21 protein-coding genes are annotated in these 21,998 nt (G+C 60.4%); 12 read left to right on the top strand and 9 right to left on the bottom strand.

Annotated elements, in window-relative coordinates:
• Positions 1-226 precede the first annotated feature (226 nt).
• The 5 genes from pufB to EKD03_RS02535 all read left to right on the top strand — a co-directional run bounded on the left by pufB (position 227) and on the right by EKD03_RS02535 (position 4,382).
• Positions 227-397 carry a light-harvesting antenna LH1, beta subunit gene (gene pufB, locus EKD03_RS02555; RefSeq protein ID WP_006563675.1) on the top strand — a complete coding sequence of 57 codons (171 nt, stop codon included), beginning with the start codon at positions 227-229 and terminating at the stop codon, positions 395-397.
• Between the two features lie 82 nt (positions 398-479).
• Positions 480-665 carry a light-harvesting protein gene (locus tag EKD03_RS02550; RefSeq protein ID WP_129626980.1) on the top strand — a complete coding sequence of 62 codons (186 nt, stop codon included), beginning with the start codon at positions 480-482 and terminating at the stop codon, positions 663-665.
• Positions 666-803: 138 nt separating this feature from the next.
• Positions 804-2,078: a cytochrome c-554 Puf2C gene (gene puf2C / locus EKD03_RS02545; protein ID WP_129626978.1), complete on the top strand. Its 1,275-nt coding sequence runs from the start codon at positions 804-806 to the stop codon at positions 2,076-2,078.
• A 90-nt stretch (positions 2,079-2,168) separates the two neighbouring features.
• A complete protein-coding gene (gene chlG, locus EKD03_RS02540; RefSeq protein WP_129626976.1) occupies positions 2,169-3,110 on the top strand; it encodes a chlorophyll synthase ChlG in 942 nt (313 codons plus the stop codon).
• 51 nt (positions 3,111-3,161) lie between these two features.
• Complete coding sequence (locus EKD03_RS02535; protein WP_129626974.1) at positions 3,162-4,382, top strand: geranylgeranyl diphosphate reductase; 1,221 nt, start codon at positions 3,162-3,164, stop codon at positions 4,380-4,382.
• 75 nt (positions 4,383-4,457) lie between these two features.
• On the opposite strand, the gene EKD03_RS02530 is transcribed toward EKD03_RS02535, so the two are convergent.
• The 3 genes from EKD03_RS02530 to rplI form a co-directional block, all read right to left on the bottom strand.
• A complete protein-coding gene (locus EKD03_RS02530) occupies positions 4,458-5,300 on the bottom strand; it encodes a plastocyanin/azurin family copper-binding protein (protein ID WP_129626972.1) in 843 nt (280 codons plus the stop codon).
• Positions 5,301-5,416: 116 nt separating this feature from the next.
• Complete coding sequence (gene dnaB, locus EKD03_RS02525; protein WP_129626970.1) at positions 5,417-6,748, bottom strand: replicative DNA helicase; 1,332 nt, start codon at positions 6,746-6,748, stop codon at positions 5,417-5,419.
• A 205-nt stretch (positions 6,749-6,953) separates the two neighbouring features.
• Positions 6,954-7,457, bottom strand: coding sequence for a 50S ribosomal protein L9 (gene rplI / locus EKD03_RS02520; RefSeq protein WP_129627191.1), 504 nt, complete (start codon positions 7,455-7,457; stop codon positions 6,954-6,956).
• A 190-nt stretch (positions 7,458-7,647) separates the two neighbouring features.
• Between rplI and EKD03_RS02515 the strand changes: the two genes are divergently transcribed.
• The 4 genes from EKD03_RS02515 (at position 7,648) to EKD03_RS02500 (ending at position 13,275) form a co-directional block, all read left to right on the top strand.
• On the top strand, positions 7,648-9,909 hold the full coding sequence (locus EKD03_RS02515; RefSeq protein ID WP_129626968.1) for an FAD-binding oxidoreductase: 2,262 nt from the start codon (positions 7,648-7,650) through the stop codon (positions 9,907-9,909).
• A gap of 105 nt (positions 9,910-10,014) precedes the next feature.
• On the top strand, positions 10,015-10,818 hold the full coding sequence (locus EKD03_RS02510; RefSeq protein WP_129626966.1) for a TrmH family RNA methyltransferase: 804 nt from the start codon (positions 10,015-10,017) through the stop codon (positions 10,816-10,818).
• Between the two features lie 195 nt (positions 10,819-11,013).
• Positions 11,014-12,099, top strand: a complete 1,086-nt coding sequence (gene serC / locus EKD03_RS02505; protein ID WP_129626964.1) for a 3-phosphoserine/phosphohydroxythreonine transaminase — start codon at positions 11,014-11,016, stop codon at positions 12,097-12,099.
• A gap of 57 nt (positions 12,100-12,156) precedes the next feature.
• Positions 12,157-13,275: a glycosyltransferase family 4 protein gene (locus tag EKD03_RS02500; RefSeq protein WP_129626963.1), complete on the top strand. Its 1,119-nt coding sequence runs from the start codon at positions 12,157-12,159 to the stop codon at positions 13,273-13,275.
• Positions 13,276-13,340: 65 nt separating this feature from the next.
• Here the strand turns inward: EKD03_RS02500 and EKD03_RS02495 are convergent, their stop codons facing one another.
• The 5 genes from EKD03_RS02495 to EKD03_RS02475 form a co-directional block, all read right to left on the bottom strand.
• Positions 13,341-14,204, bottom strand: coding sequence for an STAS domain-containing protein (locus tag EKD03_RS02495; protein ID WP_202976754.1), 864 nt, complete (start codon positions 14,202-14,204; stop codon positions 13,341-13,343).
• 38 nt (positions 14,205-14,242) lie between these two features.
• A complete protein-coding gene (gene proS, locus EKD03_RS02490) occupies positions 14,243-15,685 on the bottom strand; it encodes a proline--tRNA ligase (RefSeq protein ID WP_129626961.1) in 1,443 nt (480 codons plus the stop codon).
• Positions 15,686-15,956: 271 nt separating this feature from the next.
• Positions 15,957-16,586, bottom strand: a complete 630-nt coding sequence (locus EKD03_RS02485; protein WP_129626959.1) for a GNAT family N-acetyltransferase — start codon at positions 16,584-16,586, stop codon at positions 15,957-15,959.
• Positions 16,587-16,590: 4 nt separating this feature from the next.
• Positions 16,591-18,360: an acetyl-CoA carboxylase biotin carboxylase subunit gene (accC, locus tag EKD03_RS02480; RefSeq protein WP_129626957.1), complete on the bottom strand. Its 1,770-nt coding sequence runs from the start codon at positions 18,358-18,360 to the stop codon at positions 16,591-16,593.
• Positions 18,335-18,997 carry a PH domain-containing protein gene (locus EKD03_RS02475; protein WP_129626955.1) on the bottom strand — a complete coding sequence of 221 codons (663 nt, stop codon included), beginning with the start codon at positions 18,995-18,997 and terminating at the stop codon, positions 18,335-18,337. The genes accC and EKD03_RS02475 overlap by 26 nt, the downstream gene beginning before the upstream one ends.
• Before the next feature lie 239 nt (positions 18,998-19,236).
• Between EKD03_RS02475 and EKD03_RS02470 the strand changes: the two genes are divergently transcribed.
• The 3 genes from EKD03_RS02470 to EKD03_RS02460 all read left to right on the top strand — a co-directional run bounded on the left by EKD03_RS02470 (position 19,237) and on the right by EKD03_RS02460 (position 21,321).
• The gene (locus tag EKD03_RS02470) at positions 19,237-20,103 is read left to right on the top strand and encodes an alpha/beta fold hydrolase (protein WP_129626953.1); all 867 of its coding nucleotides are present in this window, start codon (positions 19,237-19,239) and stop codon (positions 20,101-20,103) included.
• Positions 20,104-20,106: 3 nt separating this feature from the next.
• Positions 20,107-20,811 carry a protein DA1 gene (locus EKD03_RS02465; protein ID WP_129626951.1) on the top strand — a complete coding sequence of 235 codons (705 nt, stop codon included), beginning with the start codon at positions 20,107-20,109 and terminating at the stop codon, positions 20,809-20,811.
• Between the two features lie 177 nt (positions 20,812-20,988).
• Positions 20,989-21,321, top strand: coding sequence for an FHA domain-containing protein (locus EKD03_RS02460; protein WP_129626949.1), 333 nt, complete (start codon positions 20,989-20,991; stop codon positions 21,319-21,321).
• A gap of 75 nt (positions 21,322-21,396) precedes the next feature.
• On the opposite strand, the gene EKD03_RS02455 is transcribed toward EKD03_RS02460, so the two are convergent.
• A complete protein-coding gene (locus tag EKD03_RS02455) occupies positions 21,397-21,969 on the bottom strand; it encodes a DUF1997 domain-containing protein (RefSeq protein ID WP_238613340.1) in 573 nt (190 codons plus the stop codon).
• Between the last annotated feature and the right edge of the window lie 29 nt (positions 21,970-21,998).

Below are 21,998 nucleotides of genomic sequence, written 5' to 3'. Positions count from 1 at the left end.
AACAGGGACAAAAAGGAAAAAGTGCTTAAAAGCAAACGATTGACAAATTTTGTTGATTCCTATATAATTTGCACCAACATAAGCCTTGCGATTCCAATAACTTCGATACGTTCACAACCGTCCATCGTGTGGTGGTCGGAAGGGAACGTAGATTACAGCCAGGCGCACTGGCCGTACCTGGTATTCGCCTTGGACTTAAGGTCTTATAGCAAGTGGAGGTTCGCCCATGCGCGACGACGACGATCTGGTACCCACCCGCTGGCGTTCGCTGTTCAACAACCAGGACTGGCTGATGCACGACATCATGGTCAAGACGTTCTGGGCTTTCGGCGTGATTGCGGCTATTGCCCATCTCGCGGTCTGGATTTGGCGTCCTTGGCTGAATGCTGGTATCTAAGCAGCGGGACGTATGCGGAACAGGGCGGGAAGGCCCCACCCTGTAAGCATAGCCTTAATAGAAATATTTAGGAGGGTTTCCCATGCCCCCTCGCAGTCCGGTTCGTACAAACATCGTCATCTTCACGATTCTTGGCTTCGTGGTCGCCCTGCTGATTCACTTCGTAGTGCTTAGCTCGGTTCGCTACAACTGGTTCGACAGTCTGACTCCTGCTGGAGCGCCGGGTGCTCTGTTGCTGAACTACCTTGGGGTACTCCTCGGCTTCTAGCGGTACGGGCAGCCATGTGCCGGTGCTGTCGCCGACAGACCAGCAGACAGAACAACAACCGCCGGCAGGCCATCTGCTGGCGGTTGTTGCCTATGAGGCTGCCGTGAACGGTCTTTTTTTGCTACAGAGGAGACTCCCATGCAATCGTCGACCCGGCCAAGCGATCGACAGGCGGCAGTATTTGTCTCGGTGGCCGTAGGCATCATCGTGGCCGTGGTGACCACCGCGACCTTCTTCTGGATCTATGATTTGGCGCTAGGTCAAGAGCGCGCCGCTGCCGAACTCGCCGCAACGACTCCTTGGAGCCCCAGTGAGGGTAACAAGGTGATCATCGAAAGCCCAGCTAATGTTCCACCTCAGGGTGACATTCGTCAGCCCTGGCTTGGTAATGCTGCTTGGGTGGAGGGTGTGCAGGCAGGCCAGGATTGGATTACCAAGAATCCCAATCCGGTCAATGTCCAGGTACTCCTGGGTATGGACTCGGCCCAAATTTGGACTTTCATGCAGCAGTATGTGTCAGGCGCACTTGGTGTGAGCTGTCAGTACTGCCATGATATTACCAACTTCTCGTTGGATACCTATGCGCAGAAGACCACCGCCCGGAACATGATGTATCTGGTGATGGATCTGAATGCCAACTTTGTGGTGGATCTGCCCAATTGGCGTGGTAACTATGTCCAGTGTTCGACCTGCCACAACAATCAGCCGACGAACCTAGAGGCATTTGCGCCCCAGTTCATTCCGAGTGTCCCGCCGATTAACGTGACCGTTGATCCGCTCGATGAGACGGGCCAGCCGATCACCGATCCGGCACTCAAGCCGGCTGCGATCCAGAATCCGGTCAAGCTCCAGGATGCAGTGCTCTACTACATCTACAACTACCAGATCTGGAGCGAGTATGATCCGGCGGTATCCGGTAGTGGACGTGGCTCGTTGGCGCTCGTCTATGATGGTGGGCGTACCCAGGATCAGGTGACCATCGTGCAGAACACGATGAATAACCTGGGCTGGAGCTTGAATGTTGGCTGTAACTACTGCCACAATTCACGCAACTTCGCCAGTTTCGAGACGGCACCAGCCGATAACGTCACCAATCCGCTCTATGCCTACAACCGTCTCAAGGCACAGCAGATGTTGCTGATGACCTCCTGGATTCAGGCCAATTGGCCGACCTACGGGGCGATTGCGAAGGCGGAAATCCCCAGTGCGCTGGAGGGTGGCGCGAGTAAGCTCTCGTACCAAATGATTGATGGCCAGTACTACAACATGCCCGGTTGCTACACCTGTCATCAAGGGTATAATAACGCTGATGGCGTGAGTATCCCACGGGCGGCGATGAACCAGTCGTCGTTCCTTGATAAGGGTGATGCTGGTCTCACCATCTTCCCGCAGGTGCTGCGCGGAGGGAACTAGATCCCGAAGTGATGGCGGGCGGGGGCCGATGGCACCCGCCCGCCATTTGTTTCGGGTTTTATTTTCCTACACGATGAAATGAGTCTCTTCATGCGCAATCTCCCCGACCGTTCTGGTGTTACTCCTCCTTCCCCCGCTGTTACTGCGGCCGTTCGGCCAGTCGGCGGGGTTCGTGGCATTTTGGGCCACTCGGTTAAGCTGATGAAGCCGGTGACTTGGTTCGCACCGGCGTGGGCTTTCTTGTGTGGCGCAGTGGCCAGTGGCCATCTGGGCTGGTCGTTGGAGGTGGTGGGTCGCCTGTTGCTCGGTATTCTGATGGCAGGTCCGATCCTGACCGGGCTTTCGCAGGTGATTAACGATTACTGCGACCGTGAGGTGGACGCGATCAATGAGCCACAGCGCCTCATTCCCTCCGGCCAGGTTTCGTTACGCCATGTCTATACGCTCACGATTCTGCTGACGCTGGTGGGCTGTAGTATTGCGATCTTTTTGGGCCACGATGTTGCACTCTTTGTCGGTATTGGCCTGATTTGCGCGATCTCGTATAGCCTCAAGCCGATCCGTGGTAAACGTAATGGCTGGTTCGGCAATACTCTCGTGGCGATCTCCTATGAGGGTCTGGCTTGGATGGCTGGCCATGCCGCCTTTGGCGCACTTACGAGCCAGAGTATTGCGATTGCGCTGCTCTATTCATTGGGTGCCCACGGCATCATGACCGTCAATGACTTTAAGAGTATGCAGGGCGATACGCGCATGGGTATTCGCTCCATTCCTGTCCAGTATGGCAAGGTGATGGCGGCGCGTTTGGTGGTGATCACGATGGGGCTTGCCCAGATCGGCGTGATTGGTCTGCTCTTCTGGTGGGGCCACCCGATTGCGGCCTCGGTGGTGGCGCTGCTATTGGCAGCCCAGAGTGTGCCCAATGTGCGCTTCATCCGCGACCCGGAGCATAATGAGGTCTTCTTTAATGCGACCGCGATTATGCTCTTTGTGTGGGGGATGCTGGCGGCGGCAATTGGTCTTGCGGCGTAACTCTGTATGGGTTGGGTACCGCGCTGGGTGCCCCTAGGATGGATATGCGCGATGCCTCAGCGGGTTCTGATTGTGGGAGCCTCGGTTGGTGGGGCGATGGCGGCAATAACGCTGCGTGGCATGGGGATTGAGACGGTTCTGCTTGAGAAGGAACTGCACAAGCCCAAGCCCTGTGGTGGTGCAGTGCCCCCGGCGGCCTTCCGCGAGTTTGATCTTCCCACTTCACTGATTGATCGTAAAGTAACGATCTGCCGGTTGGTTTCGCCTTCGGGTCAGGAGGCGAATGTGCCGGTGGCGGGGACAAACCCCACCGAGCATGACTATGTGGCCATGGTGCGCCGCGAGGTCTTTGATGGCTTTTTGCGTGAGCGCGCCCAACAACGTGGAGCCGAACTGATCCATGGCCAACTGAATGGCCTGGAGGTTGGTGCTGCGGGGGTACGCGCCACGTATCGCTCGATGGCTGATGGCCGTGAGCAGACGATCACTGCTGATGTGGTGATTGGTGCTGATGGTGCCTATTCGCCAACGGCGCGCTTGCTCGGCCTGCCACCTCTGCCACGGGCGATTGCGATTCAGGAGCGGATTGCGTTGCCCCCAGAGGCGATGCGCGAGTGGCAGGATACGGCTACCATCTACCTGGGGCGTGAGTTAAGCCCCGATCTCTACTCCTGGGCCTTCCCCAAGCACGATCATTTGGCGATTGGGATCGGAACTGGCCCGGCGCATAGTAAACAGGCCAAGCAGTTGCTTGAGAACCTGAAGCAGCGTTTAGCCCCCAAGCTGGCCGGTGGGCGCTTGCTGTTGCGTGAAGCCTATGCCCTACCGATGCAACCCCAGAAGTATCTGGCCTTTGAGCGGGCCATGCTGGTGGGCGATGCGGCTGGTCTGGTGACGCATACGTCGGGTGAGGGGATCTATTGGGCGATGAAGAGCGGCCAGTTGGCGGCTCAGGTACTCAGCCAGTACCTCGATACGCCCACAGCCGCCAATCTGCGTACCTATGATCGGCTTTGGTGGCAGCAGTATGGCACCATGTATACCTTCTTGCGCGGGCTTCAGAAGTGGGGCTACGGCAACGAGCGCCAGATGGAAGTCTTTACCGAGATGTGTCGCAACCCCGATGTGCAGCGGCTCACCTTCGATAGTTACATGCACAAGACGATGGCCCCCGCCCCTTGGGCGGTGCAGATGAAGATGACTGGGGATATTTTGCGCTCGCAGGTGCGGAACTATGTGCGCCCGCGCACCCCGCTACGCGATCTGCCGTAGTTGACGCAAAGACGCAGGGGCGCAAAGATTTGTAAATCTTTGCGCCCCTGCGTCTTTGCGTCAACCAAAAGGGAGTTACTTCACGACGAGCTCACCGACCATCCCCTGCAACCCATTGAGATAGTGGGCCGGGAAGGTGCAGATGAAGTAGTAGGTGCCGGGCTTGGTTGGGGCTACGAAGGTGATCTCGCCAGTCTCACCGGGATTGATGATTGGCATAGCAGCCAGTACGCCCGCAGTCCCTGCGGGGGGCACTGAGCCCAGCGGATTGCGCAGTTTGAGCTGGTTCATGATGGCAGCAGCGGCGACTTCATCAACCACTGCGGCGTCACCCTCAACCAGTACCCAGTTGTGCTGCACGGCGGTCGAGTTGTTGGTGAAGGATAGAGTGTAGGTGTCACCCCCATTCACTTCCAGGGTATCCTTGTCGAAGAAGAGCTCTTCGCCCTTGGAGCCAATTTCGATCACCGTACCACTCCCAGTCGTCACCGCTGGGCCATATGGCTCAGTGGGGATACCCGCCGGAACGGCGGCGGTGGTGGGGGCGGTGGTCGCCGTGGGGGCAGTGGTCGCCACAGGAGCGGTGGGGGCGGTGGTCGCCGCTGGAACCTCAGTAGCTGCCGGAACCTCGGTAACAGCCGCTGCGGGATCGCCGGTGGGGGCGGGGGCAGCAGTGGCTTCCACTGGAATTGGGGTAGGATCAGCAACAACGGCGGTGGTACTGCCACCCGACGACATGCCGACGGCGATGACGACGATCAGGGCGATGATACCTACACCAATTGCGCCTGCGATCAGGTAGATTAGCGGCGGGCCACCCGCGCTGCCGCCATTGAGTGCCGATCCGCCCGAATTGCCCTTCCCACGCCAATCCGAGCCACCCGAGCCACGGAAATTCCCAGAACCTCGCCAGCTCATACAGGCCTCCTCATCCATTGAGCATATGATCACAATACTAGGTGTCGCTTAGTGTAGCATAGAATAGGCACAACTTTGCAAGAAATAAACCCAACATGAGAAGAAAGTGAGCCGAATCAGTACCCTTCGGGGGCGCGGTAGCGTTCGAGGTTCTGGAAGCGGGTGGTGCGGGCTTCAAAGCGCAGCGGAATGACGCCCAAGGGGCCGTTACGATGCTTGGCGATGTGGATCTCAGCAATGCCTTTTTTGTCGGTTTCTTTATCGTATAATTCCTCGCGATAAATAAACATGACAATATCGGCATCTTGCTCGATACTTCCCGATTCGCGCAGGTCGCTCAGCATGGGCACATGGCTGGTGCGGCCTTCGACTGCACGCGAAAGTTGGGAGAGGGCGATGACGGGGACATTGATCTCGCGGGCGAGGGCTTTGAGGCCACGGCTGATCTCGCTCACCTCTTGGACACGGTTGTCACTGCGTCGCCCCGACATGAGTTGCAGATAGTCAATCATGAGCAGGTCAACCCCGGCTTCGGCGTGCAGGCGGCGGGCTTTGCTGCGCACCTCGTTAATACTCAGGCCGGGTGTATCCTCGATGTAGATCGGGATCTCGGAGAGCACACCCATGCCCTCTAGGGCGAGGTTGAGTTCGTCGCCGCGCAGGTTGCCGGTACGCAGGCGCTGCATATCAATCCCGGTGTGCATCGAGAGCATCCGTTGTACCAACTGGTCGCGGCTCATTTCCAAACTAAAGACGCCGACGGTCTGATTGGCGTGGTAGGCGACGTTATAGGCCAGCGAGAGGGCCAGGCTGGTTTTGCCAACGGAGGGGCGTGCGGCCAGAATGATCAAGTCGCTGGGTTGAAGGCCGCCGGTGATCTCATCGAGATCGGTATAGCCAGTGGGCACCCCGACAACTTCGCCGCGTCGCTCTTGGAGGGTCTCGATCTGGGTGAAGAGGGCGTTGACGATCTGGCCGATATGGACAAAATCTTGGGTACCCCGGCGTTGGCTGACGGTGAAGAGTTCAGCTTCGGCCTTGTCGAGGGTTGCTTCGAGGCTATCGCTCTCATCATAACCGAGGGCGGTGATCTTGCCACCCACTTCGATCAGGCGTCGTAGGACAGCGGTACGTTCGACACTGTGGGCGTAGTATTCGACGTGGACAGCGGTAGGAACTTCGCTCAGTAGTTCACCCAGGAAGGAGATCCCACCGACGAGATCGAGGCGTTCTTGGCGGCGCAGTTCGGTGGCGACGGTCGTCAGATCGGGGGGTTCGCGGCGTCCGTAGCATGCCAGCATCGCCTCATAGATGAGGGCGTGCTTTTCGAGGTAGAAATATTCGGATGGCAGCCAACCGGCAATCGCGACAATCGCCTCGCGATCCAAGAGGATCGAGCCGAGGGCAGCGCGTTCGGCCTGGAGATCATAGGGTATGGTGCGATCCATTCGCCCTCCGGCGTATGATACAGCGCTTGTGCAATGTCACCTTCGGTGGGGGGCGGGGCGTAGCCCCAAAAACTTTGCACATGTCCTACACATGATATGCGGACTTATCCAGATTTTATCCACAGTTATGTGGATAAACGACAATGTGCCGCAGCCCATGCTACGGCACATTGCAGAGAGAGATATGGTGCGTGAAGCGCAGAACCTAGAGCTGCGGCACGTCCTGATCCGAGGGGCCTTCGTCAATGGTTGCGGGCAGGCCACCCTCAGGCTCGACAATCACATTCACGACTGGCTCAACGTCGCTCAACAGGCGTACCTTGACGGCATAGGCACCGGTGCGCTTGATCGGCTCTTCAAGCTCGATCTTGCGGCGGTCAACCTCGATGCCAAGCTGAGCCTGGAGCTTCTCAGCGATGTCAACGTTGGTTACGGAGCCGTAGAGGCGATCCTGCTCACCAACGCGCACCACAAAGTGGAGCGTGACCCCATTGATGCGCTCGGCGAGTGCCTGGGCATCCTTGCGTCCGGCCTCGGCGCGGCGACGCTGGGCGGCCATGCGCTCTTCGGCTTGGCGGATCTGGCCCTTGGTCGCTAATACTGCAAAACCCTTCGGAATCAGGTAATTGCGCCCAAAGCCACCAGAAACATCTTTAAGCTCACCTGCTTTGCCCAGATGCTCGACATCGTGGGTGAGCAGGACTTTCATCTTTGCGCTCACAACACCACTCCTAAGATTACTTGGTCTTTAAGACAACGGCTGTTATATTACCATAGGGCTAAAATCACGTCAATCTCCACCGAAGGTGAACCTAGGGCATGTGCAACGTCACCTCCGGTGGGGGTTTGGGGCGCAGCCCCAAGGACTTTCCACATGCCCTGGAAGGTGAACGACACTCATGCCTGACTCAATCCAACCCGCTGCGTTGTTGGTACGGGCACCAGCACAGCGCACTATTGCGGATCTAAATGCGGTTCTGGCCGAGTATGGGCTGTGGTTGCCGGTTGCGCCGCTGCGCGATGGGTTGACTCTGGCTGATCTGGTGGCTCACAATGTTGGGGGGCGCTACCGTTTGGCGTATGGGCCGGTGGGGCGCTATGTGCGGGCGGCGACGCGGGCGAGTGATGGGCTGATTCTGGGTGGGCCGACGCTGAAACGGGCTACCGGCTATGGCTTTCACCGTGTGCTCGCGGGTGATGGGTTAGGTTTGGGGCCACTCGCCGATCTGACCTTCAGCCTGCGCCCGCGACCTGCAACCCACGCCGCTTGGTTGGTGCGGTGTGGCGATCTGGCTGCGGCGTGTCGCCTGGCTGCCACGCTGGCTACGGCTGGGTTGGTCTTGCGGGCCTTGGCGCTGGCGGAAGAGCCGAATGGGCGCGCTTGTTTGTTGGCGGAATTGGCCGGGCCAGCGACGGTGGTGGAGCGTCACGCGGTGCGTCTGTTGGCGGCGGCGCAGGCTGTGGCGGCCCAGGCTGATCCGGCACCACCCCAGGCGTGGGCCACCTGGGAAGCCTTGGCGCTGGCGCAGGTGCAGGCGGAGTTGCGTCTGGAACTGACCTTGCCACGGGTGGCGCTGCCGAGTTTCATCCAGGCGGCGCGGAGTTTGGCGCTGCGTCGTGGGTACCACCTGACACTCTGGGGCGATGCGGGGGTCGGGGCGATCTACCTGCACCTGGCTGGCGGTGCTGATGCCACGGGGCAACGGGTGCTGGCAGTGGTGGCGGGTTTGGCGCAGGCGTTGGGCGGGACGCGGACGACCGAGTATAGGGGCGAAGCATCGCCTCCCACGTATGATCGGTGTTCCATACGTAATCCAGGGCGATGCTTCGCCCCTCCACTCACCCGCCCGGAGGAGGTGGCGGTCTATAGCCGGGATGCCTCGATTGCCCAGCCACAGGGGATGCCCGTGGCGGTGGCGTTGCCTACGAGCACCGAGGAGGTGGTGGGGTTGATGCAGTATGCCGCTCGTGCGGGGGTGCCAGTGATTGCCCGTGGTGCGGGAAGTGGCCTTGCCGGTGGGGCGACGAGTAGCGCCGGGGCTTTGGTGATTGCCACGAGCCGGATGCAGCGGATTGTGATTGATGCCGCGCAAATGGTGGCGCATGTGCAGGCAGGCGCGATCACCGCCGAGGTGCAGCGTGCCGCTGAAGCGCATGGTCTCTTCTATCCGCCCGATCCTTCGAGCCATACCGTCTCAACGATTGGCGGCAATATCGCCTGCAATGCGGGTGGCCCGCGCTGTGTGAAGTATGGGGTGACTGCCGACTATGTGTTGGGGGTGCGGGCGGTGCTGGCCGATGGGTCGCTGGTGCGGTGGGGAGATGGGCTGGCGGGCCAGGGGCCAACCCAGAGCCTGGCCCAGTTGTTGGTTGGCTCTGAGGGCACCTTGGCGCTGATTACCGAGGCCACGTTGCGCCTCGTGCCTTTACCGGCGGCGCACCGCACGACCATGGCTGCCTTTAGGACGACCGAGGCGGCATGTGCGACGGTGGCGCAGATCATGGCGGCGGGGCTGGTGCCGGGCGGGTTGGAGTTGATGGACGCGACCTGTATTGCGGCGGTGGAGGCGTACCTGGGCTTGGGTTTGCCACGAACGGCGGGGGCGATCCTGCTTATGCTGGCCGATGGCGAGGCTGATCAGGTGGAGGCGGAGTCGCAGGCGCTGGCGGCGCTGGCGCAGCGGGGGGGCGCGATCATGGTGCAGGTGGCGGCGACTCCCGCCGATGAGGCGCGGCTGTGGCGCGGGCGGCGGGCGGTGGCTCCGGCGTTGGCGCGGATTCGGCCCCGCCGTTTGGGTGAGGATATTTGTGTACCGCTGCCGCAGATCGCGCCGTTTGTGGCGCGGGTACAGGCGATCAGTGTCGAGTACCGTTTGCCCATCGCGGTCTTTGGCCATGCGGGTGATGGCAACCTGCACCCCAACATCCTGTTTGATGCGCAGAATCCTGCTGAGATGGCGCGTTTGTGGCCGTGTGCCGAGGCGATCTTTGGCTTGGCGCTCGAATTGGGCGGCACGTTGTCGGGTGAGCATGGGATTGGGACGCTCAAGCGGCCCTTTTTGGAGCGTGCCGTGGGACGGGTGGGTATCGAACTCCACCGGCAGATCAAAGCTACATTCGATCCTCAGGGGAACTTGAATCCGGGCAAGATCATACTATAATGGTGCCTACCTTATAATTCCATAGCTCAGGGCATGGGCAAAGTTCTTCGGGCTACGCCCCAGACCCCTACCTAGCCTTGATATGCTACAGGATATCCTCGTCACATGATCATTACCAGTGCTGCCAATCCGAGTATCCGTCAGATCCGTGCCCTGCGCCAGCGTAAAGAGCGCGAGCGCAGTGGCCACTTCTTTGTGGAAGGCGTGCGCTTGGTGGGTGAAGCGGTGGCGTTGGGGATGGTTGAGACCCTCGTGGTGGCCCCAGATCTACTCACCAGCCAGTTTGCGCACGATCTGGTAGCGCAGCATGCCGGGCGTACCCGTGTGCTTGAGGTGAGCACGGAGGTCTTCGCTAGCCTCTCGCAGAAGGAGGGGCCGCAAGGGCTGGCCGCAGTGGCGCGGCAACGCTGGCTCGATCTAGCCGATGTGCAACTGCGTAGCGCACCGGGGTGGGTGGCACTGGTTGAGCCAGCCGACCCGGGCAATGTGGGGACGATCCTGCGCACCGCTGATGCGGTGGGGGCGAGTGGGGTCATCCTGCTCGATCATGCGACCGATCCCTACGACCCGGCGGCGTTGCGGGCGAGTATGGGCGCGATCTTTGCGCTTCAGGTGGTGCGGGCTACGTTTGCCCAATTTGCCGCCTGGAAGCGTGCGCAGGCTATCTACGTGGTGGGGGCCGCCGATACGGCAGCGACCCACTATCAAGACCCGATCTATCCACAGCCGCTGGTGCTGCTCATGGGCAGCGAACGCCAGGGGCTAAGCCCCGATCAGCAAGCGCTCTGTGATCAGATGGTGCATCTGCCGATGTGTGGGCGCAGTGATTCGCTCAATCTCGCGGTGGCGACAGGGGTGCTGCTCTATGAACTCCTCAGTCAATCCCGCCGGGCTTTGTTAAGCGCGTAGTCGGCGGCAGATGGGATAGCCAGGGCATGTGCAAAGTTCTTGGGGCTGTGCCCCAAACCTCAATTTTTGGGGTGTTTTGGCGGCGAAGCCGCTCCCGAACCCCTACCGGATGTGCCATTGCACATGCCATGCCAAAAGAGCATTATACTAGGGCAATGAGCGATCTAGCCCTGCGGGGCCGTGGAGGGGATACGCATGAGCAAAGTACACAACTTCAACGCAGGCCCAGCCGTACTGCCCCAGGCAGTCTTGGCGCAGGCCCAGGCCGAACTGCTCGACTACCAGGGTCGAGGGATGTCAATTCTCGAAATGAGCCACCGCTCGAAGGAGTACGAGGCGATCAACGCGCAGGCCGAGGAGCGCATGAAGGCGCTCTTGGGGGTGAGTGAGAGCTATCGGGTGCTCTTTATGCAGGGTGGGGCGAGTGCGCAGTTTGCGATGATCGCGCTCAACTTCCTGCCCGCCGATGGGGTCGCCGACTACATCGTCACCGGGGCGTGGGGCGAGAAGGCGCTCGAAGAGGCCAAGCGGATTGGGAATATCAACGTGGCGGCGAATACCGCTGAGGGCAACTTCCGCAGCCTGCCGAGTGCGGACGAGATCAAACTCAGTGCCAATCCGGCCTATGTGCATCTGACCACCAACGAGACGATCCAGGGCGTGCAGTGGACGGCGTTGCCTGATGTGGGTGGTGCCCCGCTGATTGCCGACATGAGCAGCGACATCCTCTCGCGCCCGCTGGAGGCCAGTCGCTTCGCCATGATCTACGCCGGGGCGCAGAAGAACATCGGGCCTGCCGGTGTGACGGTGGTGGTGATGCGCGAGGATCTGATCGCCCAGGGGCGCAAGGATCTGCCGATGATCATGCGCTATTCCACCTTTGCCAAGAACAACTCACTCTACAACACCCCACCCGCCTTCGCGGTCTATCTGGTGAATCTGGTGTTGGGTTGGATCGCGGATCTGGGTGGTTTGGAGGCCATGGCGATCCGCAATGCTGGCAAGGCGGAGCAGATCTATACGGCGATTGATCGCAGTAGTGGCTTCTATCGCGGCCACGCGGTGACTGAGGCACGTTCGCAGATGAACGTCACCTTCCGCTTACCCGACGAGGCGTTGGAGAAGAAGTTCGTGGCTGAAGCCCAGGCGCAGGGGATGACTGGCTTGGCGGGGCACCGCTCGGTGGGCGGTATCCGCGCCTCGATCTACAACGCGCTGGAGCCAGAGGCGTGTAGTGCGTTGGCCGGGTTTATGGACGAGTTTGCCCAGAGGAATGGGTAGCGAGAATAGGCGGGGTGGGTGGGGGCGCTGTGCCTCGCGCCCACCCTGTTGTCATGTATGCGGGTTGTGATACTTTCCAAGGCGCTCGTGGCGGGTGCCTACCAACGCAAACTTGAAGCGATTGCCCGACTAGGGGTGGAACTGACGGCGCTGGTGCCGCATAGTTGGCGTGAGCCACGGGTGGGTGTGCAACGCCTTGAGCGCCGCTTCACCAGTGGCTACCAGCTTGTGGCGCTGCCGATGGCCTTCAATGGCCAGCACCACATCCACTTCTACCCCACGCTGGCCCACCACCTGCGCCGCTTGCGCCCGGAGGTGTTGCACATTGATGAAGAGAGCTTCAATCTGGCCACCTTCCATGCCATGCGGATCGGGCTGAAACTGGGGGCGCGCTGCTGTTTCTACAACTGGGCCAATATTGATCGCCGTTACCCGCCGCCCTTCAGTTTCTTTGAGCGCTACAACCTGCGCCATGCGGCGCACGCGATTGCGGGCAACCAGGAGGCCGCGACGATCATTCGGCGCCACGGCTACCAGGGGCCGATCAGTGTCATCCCGCAGTTTGGGGTAGACCCGGAGATGTTCGCCCAGGTGGCCAGCGGCACAGAGTCGAACCCCTTTACCATCGGCTATCTGGGGCGTCTGGTGCCGGAGAAGGGGGTACTTGACCTCATCGAAGCACTCGCCGGGTTGCCCGCGCACATCCACTTGCGCCTAGTGGGCGATGGGGTGCTGCGGGCACAGATCGAGGAGCGCGTGGTGGCGTTGGGTCTGGGGGAGCGGGTTGTGCTACGCCCTGCGGTGGGGAGTACGGCGGTGCCAGCCGTGATGGCCGATCTGGATCTGCTGGTGCTGCCCTCGCACACCACCGCCAACTGGAAGGAACAGTTCGGGCGGGTGCTGATCGAGGCGATGAGTTGCGGGGTGCCCGTGTTAGGCTCCAACTCCGGCGAGATCCCGCATGTGATTGGCGCTGCCGGACTGATCTTCCCCGAAGGCGACCCGGACGGCCTACGGCGCACTATTCTCCAGGTCGCCGAGCACCCCCAACTGCGCCACGACCTCGCGCAGCGTGGGCGGGCGCGGGTGTTGGAACACTTCACCCAGGCCGCCGTCGCCCGCCGTCATGTTGAGGTCTACCGGGAGATGCTGGGGAACGGTTCACACATCCCGTAGGGGCGAAGCATCGCCCGCCATGGAGCAGGGAACCCCGAATGAGGTTGGTGGGCGATGCTTCGCCCCTACGAGATCGCCCTAATCTCAAAGCCCAATTGCTGTAGGGCGTAGCGAATGCCATCCTGGAGGGTGGCATGCACCTTGAGTTGGCTCAGATTAACCCCCAGTTGCACCAAGGTCTGGGCGATCTCCGCGCCGATACCCACCAACACCACCTGCGCCCCGATCAACTGCGCGGCGCGCGCAGTCTGGAGGAGGTAGTTTGCTACTCCCGTGTCTACCACCGGCACCCCGGTAATGTCAATGATCACGATGTCGGCCTGCTTCGCGCTAATCTCTTCGAGCAGGCGCTCAAGGACTTGGGTGGCGCGGTAACTGTCAATCGCGCCCACGAGCGGTAAGGCGATCACGCCGGGGTAGAGCGGCAGAATCGGCGTCCCGATCTCGCGGATCGTGTAGCGCTGGGCCTCGATCTCGGCGGCCTGTTTCTCCACCGCCTGGATCGTCTGTTGGAAGGTCTGGCTATAGCCCACCATCATCGTGCGGCTGAGGAGGTGCAGCATGCGTTCGAGCAGCCGCACCTCAACGATGGGCATGTCGCCCTTGACGACCATGCAGCGCTCAAGCTGATCCCAAATCAGTTCGCGTAATAGTCGGATGCCGAGTAAGACATCCTCAATGAGATAGCCCTCGTGGGCGCGATCAGCCCCGACGTTGGAGAGTCGTGAGATGATATTCTCGGTTGAGCCGCTGATGAGGGCATCACTGATCATCAGCAATGAGGTGCGGAAGGTTTGGTAGATTCCCTCCTTGCCTTGATTACTGCGATAGGCGGCGCTCTCATCATATACTTGGTCGGTCAGATCTTGCAGACTCTGATCGGCATGCTCTTTGAGGTAGTGGCCAAGATCTGCTAGGCTCGTACTCATCGTCTACTCTCCTGACTGAGCTTCCGGGAAGCTTTCAGCTAGTATGCACGGGCAAAGATCACCTGCTGGGTCGTCTCTTTGCCGGTATAAACGCAGATACCGGTGGTACCGGGCTGATCGAGCGGAATACAGCGGATGGTAGCGCGGGTCTCTTCTTGGATGCGCTTCTCATCGGCGCTACTTCCGGCCCAGTAGGCGCGTGCAAACCCACGCTCGACCTGAACCTTGAGTTCATCATAGGTCTGCACATCGGCGCTATGCTCCTCGCGGAAGCGCAGGGCGCGTGCGAAGAGGGATTCCTGGATCTCCTCAAGCAATGTCTGGATACGGGCGGTAAGCCCCTCCTGGGGCACAAAGCTCTTGCCCTCACGTCCGGGAATGTCGCGGCGGGCGATAGCCACGCTGCCCTTCTCAACATCCTTGGGGCCAACTTCGATCCGTACCGGAACACCCTTCATCTCCCACTCGTTAAACTTGAAGCCCGGTGAGAGGTTATCGCGCTCATCAATCTTGAAGCGCAGCAGCCCCTTCCAGGTGGCGGTCAGTGCGCTGACGGTGGTCATAACCTTCTCGCGTTCGGCCTCATTCTTGAAGATCGGCACCACCACGACTTGGATCGGGGCGAGGCGGGGCGGAATTACCAAGCCCTCGTCGTCGGAGTGGGTCATGATCAAGGCTCCGATCAGGCGCGTACTGACACCCCAACTCGTCGTCCATGTATGTTGAACAGTGTTGTTATGGTCGGTATAGGTAATCTCGAAGGCTTTAGCGAAGTTCTGACCCAGGTTGTGCGAGGTTCCGGCTTGGAGTGCGCGACCATCCTGCATCATCGCCTCGATACAGTAGGAGCGCAGCGCACCGGGGAACTTCTCATTCTCGGTCTTGAGGCCACGAATGACCGGCACCGCCATCACCTGTTCGGCAAAATCGGCATAGACCTCATGCAGAATCTTGAGCGTCTCGGCCTCGGCTTCAGCCTCGTTCACATGGGCGGTGTGGCCCTCTTGCCAGATGAACTCCGAGGTACGCAGGAAGGGGCGGGTTCGCATCTCCCAGCGCATCACGTTACACCACTGGTTGTAGAGAACCGGTAGATCGCGGTAGGAGCGGATCCACTTACTGTAGAAGTGGCCGATAATCGTCTCACTGGTCGGGCGGATCACATAGGGTTCAGTCAGTTCCTCACCCCCGGCACGGGTCACCTCGGCCACTTCGGGCGCGAAGCCATCCACATGCTCGGCCTCCTTCATAATGAAACTCTTGGGGATGAGCAACGGAAACTGCACATTACTGTGGCCCGTCTCTTTGATGCGATCATCAAGAGCGCGCTGCATCATCTCCCAGATCGCCCAGCCCGTCGGCTTAAAGACGATACAGCCACGCACAACCTCGGCCACCTCGGCCAAGTCGGCTTCGCGCACAATATCGAGGTACCACTGGTTATAGTCTTTGGCCCGGGTGGTAATGACATCCTTGGGCATGGTTGCTGGCTCCTCAGGGCAGATGGTTCTGTGCAGATCAAGATGGGCGCGGGTGCGCCTGCTGGGCATATTATACCCGGCATTGGGTATTTTTTGTGTGTTGGTAGAGTTACCCCCAGGGCATGGGCAAAGTCACCGCCGGTGGGGGTGCGGGGGCGGCGTAGCCGCCCCCGAAGATCTTGTTTGGTGTTGTTTGGCGGCTTCGCCGCCAAACAACACCAAACATTGGAGTTTGGGGCGCAGCCCCAAGGACTTGGCACATGCCCTAGAGTTACCCCAACACCTTGCGCATCACCGCACTGGGGATGGCGATCTGCTCTAAAAATGAAGGCGTATGGGCTACCATCTGGTAGCCCATACGTTGATAGAGCTGTAGGGCGGAGGTGTTGTTGGTAAGCACGCGCAGCAGCAGCGTATGGCCACCAAGTTGGCGGGCGATAGTCTCGATGGTACTGAGCATTTTGGCTCCAATGCCACGGTAGCGCATGGTTTCGTCCACCACCAGACTGTAGAGGTAGAACTCGCCGGGAGCCAGGGTGATTTCGGGGGCGCAGGCGTTGCGCAGGCCGTTGAAGATGAGCCTTAGGGTGTCGGCCAGCCCGATGGTGTTGAGTGCCATACGCAGGGTTCCGGGCGGCAGCAGCATAACAAATGTGCATCCCGGTTGGCGTAGGCCGAGTGTGCCGACGATCTTACCATTGGGATCAAGTGCTATATAACGGCCCGTGCTACCACTCGCGAGTTCGTAGCCAATCAGGTGCTGGAAGAAGCGCTGCTGCTCCTCCAGCGGCCCGTGCAGCACACCCGGCGCTTCGACATGGTAGAGCTGTACGAGCAGCACGGCCAGCACCTCCACATCTGTGGAGGTAGCTGGCCGCAGCGTAATGACCGTGGTTGGCATGGGGCTAGTGTTGGAAGGTTGCGAGTACGGCCCCGGATTCTACCGTGGTGCCCTCTTGTGCCAATACCTCACCTAGCTTACCTGCGTGCGGCGCGGTGATCTCGTTCTCCATCTTCATCGCCTCGATGATGAAGAGCACTTGGCCTGCCGTGACCTCCTGGCCGGGGGTGGCGCGTACCGCCGCGACCCGCCCTTGGATGGGGCTGACGACACCATCCACCTTGACCGCCATCTGCGATGATCCGCGCCGCTCCGGGCCACGGCGGCTGCTCTTGGCAGCGGCAGCGGCAGGTGCGGCTCCCGCTGGCAGATCGCCAAACAGACGCACCCCGAAGCGCTTCCCATTGACCTCGACGGTCAGGTTGCGCGGCTCGGTGGGAGTCTCGCTCGTCCCCGGTTCCGGGGCGGGCGGCGCGAAGCTGCGGGTGGTCTCGATCAACTCCGGGTGCTGGCCAATGAAGTTGACGCTCACATCCCCACTGATAAAGATCGGGTGGGCCATCGCGGCCTGATGGAAGGGGATCGTCGTGATCACCCCACCGATCTGGTAATCGGCCAGTGCGCGCCGCATGCGGGCGATGGCCTCGTTACGATCCGCACCCCAAGTGATCAACTTGGACAGCAGCGAGTCGTAGAACTGCGGGATGGCATAATTGGCACGGATACCACTATCAACCCGCACCCCCAAGCCACTCGGCTCGCGGTACTCCCCCACCGTCCCTAGCGCGGGGCGGAAGTTGGCCAGCGGATCTTCGGCATTGATGCGACACTCCACCGCGTGTGCTCGTGGCACCAGATCCTCTTGGCGCAACCAGAGCTTTTCACCCTGCGCGATGCGGATCTGGGCCTTGACCAGATCAACCCCAAAGACCATCTCGGTGACGGTATGTTCGACCTGGATGCGGGTATTCATCTCCAGGAAGTAGTAGTGGCCATCCTCGAAGAGGAATTCGAGCGTCCCGGCACCAACATAATTGACCGAAGTGGCCAAGCGCACCGCCGCTGTGCCCATTTCGGCGCGGATCTGCGGGGTGAGCGCGGGCGAGGGGCACTCCTCGATCAACTTCTGGTGGCGGCGCTGCACCGAGCAATCGCGTTCACCAATCGCGACCGCGTTACCGTGGGTGTCGGCGAGGATCTGGATCTCAATATGGCGCGGGTTGGTCAGATACTTCTCGACATAGAGCGCCCCGTTCTTAAACGCCACCTCAGCCTCGCGGCGGGCGCTGGCAAAAGCATCGGCGATCTCATCGGGGGTGCGTACCACGCGCAGACCACGCCCGCCACCACCGCCCACCGCCTTGATCGCGATCGGGTAGCCATAGGCATCGCCCAAGCGCCGGATCTCATCGAGCGACTCGAGCGGCTCTAGGGTACCCGGCACCAGCGGCACCCCGGCATCCGTCGCCTCACGGCGGGCCGCAGTCTTGCCACCCATGCGCTCCATCGCTTCGGGCGGTGGGCCAATAAAGACCATCCCAGCCGCAGCGACCGCACGCGCAAAGTCGGCATTCTCGGCCAAAAAGCCATAGCCAGGGTGAATGGCTCCGGCCCCAGCCTGCTGCGCCACCTCAATAATACGTGGGATGCTCAGATAGCTCTCGGCGGAAGGTGCAGGCCCCAACAGGTAGGCCGCGTCGGCATAGGCCACATGCGGAGCCTCGCGATCAGCCTCGGAATAGACGGCGACACAGCGCAGGCCCAACTCGCGGCATGCGCGCATGACCCGAAGCGCGATCTCGCCTCGGTTAGCGATCAGTACGGTGTCGAACATAACGACCTTGTTGCATTTCAAAGCTGACAAACGCGGATCGAGAGGACGCAGGAGCATCCTGAAGGATCGCCGCCTCAGCTAGACCCAGTTTGCCAGTTGTAAGTTGATCGAGAGCAGCTTGACTACGGCGCTCATTGAGTGCCACGACAAACTCACGCGGGCGGGCCGGGCTCAGGATGAGCGGCGGGCGAGCGATCCGAGCCACCGCCACTAGGCGGGCTCGGTTGGTGGCCAGAAAGAAGGTCTCGCCATAGGGGGCGAGGTGAAACGGACCGAGGTAGCCGAAGATACCCGGATTGAAGGCGAAGCGTAACCCGGAGCGGGGCACATCTGCCAGGGCGCTCGCCGATGACGCGCCACTTACGTGGTCAAACGGAATGCGCAAGGGCCGCCACCAACGGCGGGTGATCACCAGGGCTTGCTCCTCGATCAGATAGAGGCTTGGTTGTGCCGCATAACAGAGCAGCATAAAGAGGGCTAACGGCAGAGCCAGCGCCGCAGGGACAAGTAACCCGGCCCAGCGCAGGTTGGCGAGGTAGGCGAAGAGGAGCGGCAGCATCAACAAACCACCCAGATAGGCTAGGCCACTGGTAATGCGGCTCGCATAGGAATCTAGTGCTGCAACCTCAAAACGCATACCATATCATCCTCAGGCAAGCACAACCATCGCGCTCATATTATAATCGTATTATACGCCGACCTGTGCCGGTGTAGGCATGCCCGGTAACGGGCATGGGCAAAGTCTTTGGGGCTGAAGCCCCAAACCCCAATTTTTGTTGTTTTTTGGCGGCTGCGCCGCCAAAAAACAACAAAAAATCTTCTGGGGCGGCGCAGCCGCCCCAGCCCCACCAGAGGAATGTTTGCAGGAACCGTACCATGAATGCTCAACAGCCCCTGCCCCTTCTGCCTGTCCAACCCGAGTACGACACTTGGCGCGGCCATCGTATTGCGACCTACCGCGCTGGGAATGGCCAGCCGATGTTGCTGGTGCATAGCATCAATGCCGCCGCTTCGGCATTTGAGATGCGTGGTCCCTTCACCCAATTGCAGTCCGACTATACCATGCATGCCTTCGATCTGTTGGGCTACGGAAACTCAGATCGTCCGGCGCGAGTCTATCAGGCCGAGGACTATATTGATCAGACGGTGGCGCAACTGGAGCGCATCGGGTCACCCACGGTGCTGATCGCGAGTTCGCTCGGCGCAGCCTACGCGATTGCCGCTGCCGCACGGGTACCCGATCTTGTTAGCGCCTTGGTGCTCGCCTGCCCGGTGGGGATCTCGCAACTTTCCACCCCGCCCGGTGCCTTCAACTGGGGGTTGTACCGGCTGCTCGATGGCCCCTTGGGGCTGTGGGTCTTCCGCCAACTGACCAGCGAGCGCAGCATGCGCTTCTTCCTGGCGCGCCAAGCCTATAACGATCCCGCAACCTTTACCCCAGAGACGATGGCCGGTTTCTACGCCCCGGCGCAGATTCCGGGCAGCGAGCATGCCCCGGTCTGCTTTGTGAGTGGGTTGCTCACCTGCGATATTGCGGCGGTCTACCCGCAACTGCGCATGCCCATCCTGGTGATCTGGGGACGGCAGGCCACCACCACCCCGCTACGCAAAGCCGACGAGTTTGTGCAGATGAACAGCCGTGCCCGCCTAGAGGTGATTGACCGCGCCTCAATGCTGGTACAGGACGAACGCCCCGCCGAATTTGCCCGCCTAGTTCGCGCCTTCCTTTCCAATCCAGGCTAAACGATGCCCCGCCATGAACCCACAATCTGTGCCAGTTGTGGCGAACCGCTTGGGGCGGTCTTCTTTGGCCTGATTGACCGTCCTGAGCGCTACTGTCCCGACTGTATTGCCAGCCGCCCGCGCTGTGCCACCTGCGGTGCCCCCTTGGGCAACCAGCACTGGAGCCTGCACGATGGGCGGCGGCAGTGCGCGGCATGCCATGCCACGGCGATCTACGATCCCCACGCGGCTGAGCAGATCTTCCACCAGACCGTGGCGGCGCTGATCAATCAGTTTGGCTTACGCCTGAATGTGGGGGTTGCCTTCCGCGTGGTGGATGCGCCAACCATGGCCCAGATTCGCGGCCAGGGCGGGCGTCTTCCCGCCGAGGGTGCGGACATCCTGGGCCTCTACCAGCGCGCCGGACACCTGCGCACCATCTACATGCTCTACGGGCTACCCAAACTTACCTTCCGTACCACCGTAGCCCACGAATATGCCCATGCTTGGCAAACCGAGTTTTGCCCCTTGCTCCACGATGAAGTACTGCGCGAAGGCTTCGCCGAATGGGTCGCGTACCACCACCTGCGCTGGATCGGGTGTGATCTGGCGGCCCAGCGCATGATCAACGCCCCGCATCCCTACCGACCAGCGCTGGAGCATGTGTTGGGGTTGGAGCTACGCCTAGGGGCCGCCGGGGTGATCGAGTACCTGAAACGGGCCGAGTAGGGGCGAAGCATCGCCCCTACGGGATGATCAGGCAACCCGGCGATGATGGAGTTTCCTTACCCAAGGATGAATAGATCCCCTATTGTCATTGCCTTGTATGCGTGCTACAATGGATATCCGCTCTATTTTTAATGCATCACCATACAAGTAATGTCCACTCCAGGGAAGGGATCTGCTATGGCAAAGTCACTGTTCCTTACCGGGATCTCTGGGTCGCGGGTTGGTATCCAGATGCCCATTACCGGGCGGCAGATGTTGATCGGGAGTGCGAATGACTGCGATCTGGTGCTGCATGATCGCCACATTCTCCCTCAGCATGCCCAGATTCGGGTCGTTCTTGATCACTGGTTCATCATTCCGCTCGACATGAACGCCCAGGTCTTTCTCAATGGAGTACCCGTGCGCGGGCAACAACGTATTAATGAAGGTGATCTCTTAACGGTTGGCACCGCAACCTTCAAGGCCGAAGTCTTATATTTCAATGAAGTGGGGGGAGGGCGGCGCTGGTAGAGGCGTGAGCGTGAATATGGAGAAGGGCGCAGCAACCAAATGTTGCTGCGCCCTTCTCTGCTTTCGCAGGAGTGATTACCCGCCCCGCACCCACGTATGGAAATCGTTGGTCACACTGCGGGTGAAGCCGGTAATCATATGGTTCATCTTCAACTCCATGCCCTTCTCACCGAGACCTTGAAGCACTTGGTGGGGCATCATGCACAGCATGGAGGGGATGGGAATATCCATCTCGATATTGACCGTATACTCCACCGATGTGCCATGCTGATCGGGGTAGAAGACCGCTTCAGCGGCGAGGAAGCCACTAAAGATCAGCCCCGGCATATTGATCGGTGGGCCATGCTCATCGGGAACCACGCGGATCGCCTCACCCGGCTCGTGGATGGTGATCAGATCGAAGACCCCCGCCATGGTGTGGCCATGCCCATCGGTGGCACCCACCACCAACCGGTAGCGGTCGGTCGCATAGGGGTAGACCTCAAGCGCATCGGGGAGGAGCGAGAAGACGGCGGGGACATCGCAGAAATATTCGTAGGCTAGATTTGGTGGGGCGGCGAAGCGAAAGATATGTACAGCTTGTCCCCCAAGTTGTACATAACGTGGCTCGGCTGCGGCCGCTCTACGAAGCGGATGAATCCCTGCCATACTTGGCTCCTTACGCGGGGAGGCCACAC

The sequence above is a fragment of the Candidatus Oscillochloris fontis genome, from assembly GCF_004138135.1.
In the GTDB taxonomy this organism is placed as follows: Bacteria; Chloroflexota; Chloroflexia; order Chloroflexales; family Chloroflexaceae; genus Oscillochloris; species Oscillochloris fontis.
Note: the sequence above shows the minus strand (reverse complement) of the source record. Positions and strands in the feature narration are given on the sequence as shown.

What these genes read in the sequence shown, in the direction of transcription:
- pufB (WP_006563675.1), top strand. Translation starts at nt 227, where the DNA reads ATGCGCGACGACGACGATCTGGTACCCACCCGCTGGCGTTCGCTGTTC.
- EKD03_RS02550 (WP_129626980.1), top strand. Translation starts at nt 480, where the DNA reads ATGCCCCCTCGCAGTCCGGTTCGTACAAACATCGTCATCTTCACGATT.
- puf2C (WP_129626978.1), top strand. Translation starts at nt 804, where the DNA reads ATGCAATCGTCGACCCGGCCAAGCGATCGACAGGCGGCAGTATTTGTC.
- chlG (WP_129626976.1), top strand. Translation starts at nt 2,169, where the DNA reads ATGCGCAATCTCCCCGACCGTTCTGGTGTTACTCCTCCTTCCCCCGCT.
- EKD03_RS02535 (WP_129626974.1), top strand. Translation starts at nt 3,162, where the DNA reads ATGCCTCAGCGGGTTCTGATTGTGGGAGCCTCGGTTGGTGGGGCGATG.
- EKD03_RS02530 (WP_129626972.1), bottom strand. Translation starts at nt 5,300, where the DNA reads ATGAGCTGGCGAGGTTCTGGGAATTTCCGTGGCTCGGGTGGCTCGGAT.
- dnaB (WP_129626970.1), bottom strand. Translation starts at nt 6,748, where the DNA reads ATGGATCGCACCATACCCTATGATCTCCAGGCCGAACGCGCTGCCCTC.
- rplI (WP_129627191.1), bottom strand. Translation starts at nt 7,457, where the DNA reads ATGAAAGTCCTGCTCACCCACGATGTCGAGCATCTGGGCAAAGCAGGT.
- EKD03_RS02515 (WP_129626968.1), top strand. Translation starts at nt 7,648, where the DNA reads ATGCCTGACTCAATCCAACCCGCTGCGTTGTTGGTACGGGCACCAGCA.
- EKD03_RS02510 (WP_129626966.1), top strand. Translation starts at nt 10,015, where the DNA reads ATGATCATTACCAGTGCTGCCAATCCGAGTATCCGTCAGATCCGTGCC.
- serC (WP_129626964.1), top strand. Translation starts at nt 11,014, where the DNA reads ATGAGCAAAGTACACAACTTCAACGCAGGCCCAGCCGTACTGCCCCAG.
- EKD03_RS02500 (WP_129626963.1), top strand. Translation starts at nt 12,157, where the DNA reads ATGCGGGTTGTGATACTTTCCAAGGCGCTCGTGGCGGGTGCCTACCAA.
- EKD03_RS02495 (WP_202976754.1), bottom strand. Translation starts at nt 14,204, where the DNA reads ATGAGTACGAGCCTAGCAGATCTTGGCCACTACCTCAAAGAGCATGCC.
- proS (WP_129626961.1), bottom strand. Translation starts at nt 15,685, where the DNA reads ATGCCCAAGGATGTCATTACCACCCGGGCCAAAGACTATAACCAGTGG.
- EKD03_RS02485 (WP_129626959.1), bottom strand. Translation starts at nt 16,586, where the DNA reads ATGCCAACCACGGTCATTACGCTGCGGCCAGCTACCTCCACAGATGTG.
- accC (WP_129626957.1), bottom strand. Translation starts at nt 18,360, where the DNA reads ATGTTCGACACCGTACTGATCGCTAACCGAGGCGAGATCGCGCTTCGG.
- EKD03_RS02475 (WP_129626955.1), bottom strand. Translation starts at nt 18,997, where the DNA reads ATGCGTTTTGAGGTTGCAGCACTAGATTCCTATGCGAGCCGCATTACC.
- EKD03_RS02470 (WP_129626953.1), top strand. Translation starts at nt 19,237, where the DNA reads ATGAATGCTCAACAGCCCCTGCCCCTTCTGCCTGTCCAACCCGAGTAC.
- EKD03_RS02465 (WP_129626951.1), top strand. Translation starts at nt 20,107, where the DNA reads ATGCCCCGCCATGAACCCACAATCTGTGCCAGTTGTGGCGAACCGCTT.
- EKD03_RS02460 (WP_129626949.1), top strand. Translation starts at nt 20,989, where the DNA reads ATGGCAAAGTCACTGTTCCTTACCGGGATCTCTGGGTCGCGGGTTGGT.
- EKD03_RS02455 (WP_238613340.1), bottom strand. Translation starts at nt 21,969, where the DNA reads ATGGCAGGGATTCATCCGCTTCGTAGAGCGGCCGCAGCCGAGCCACGT.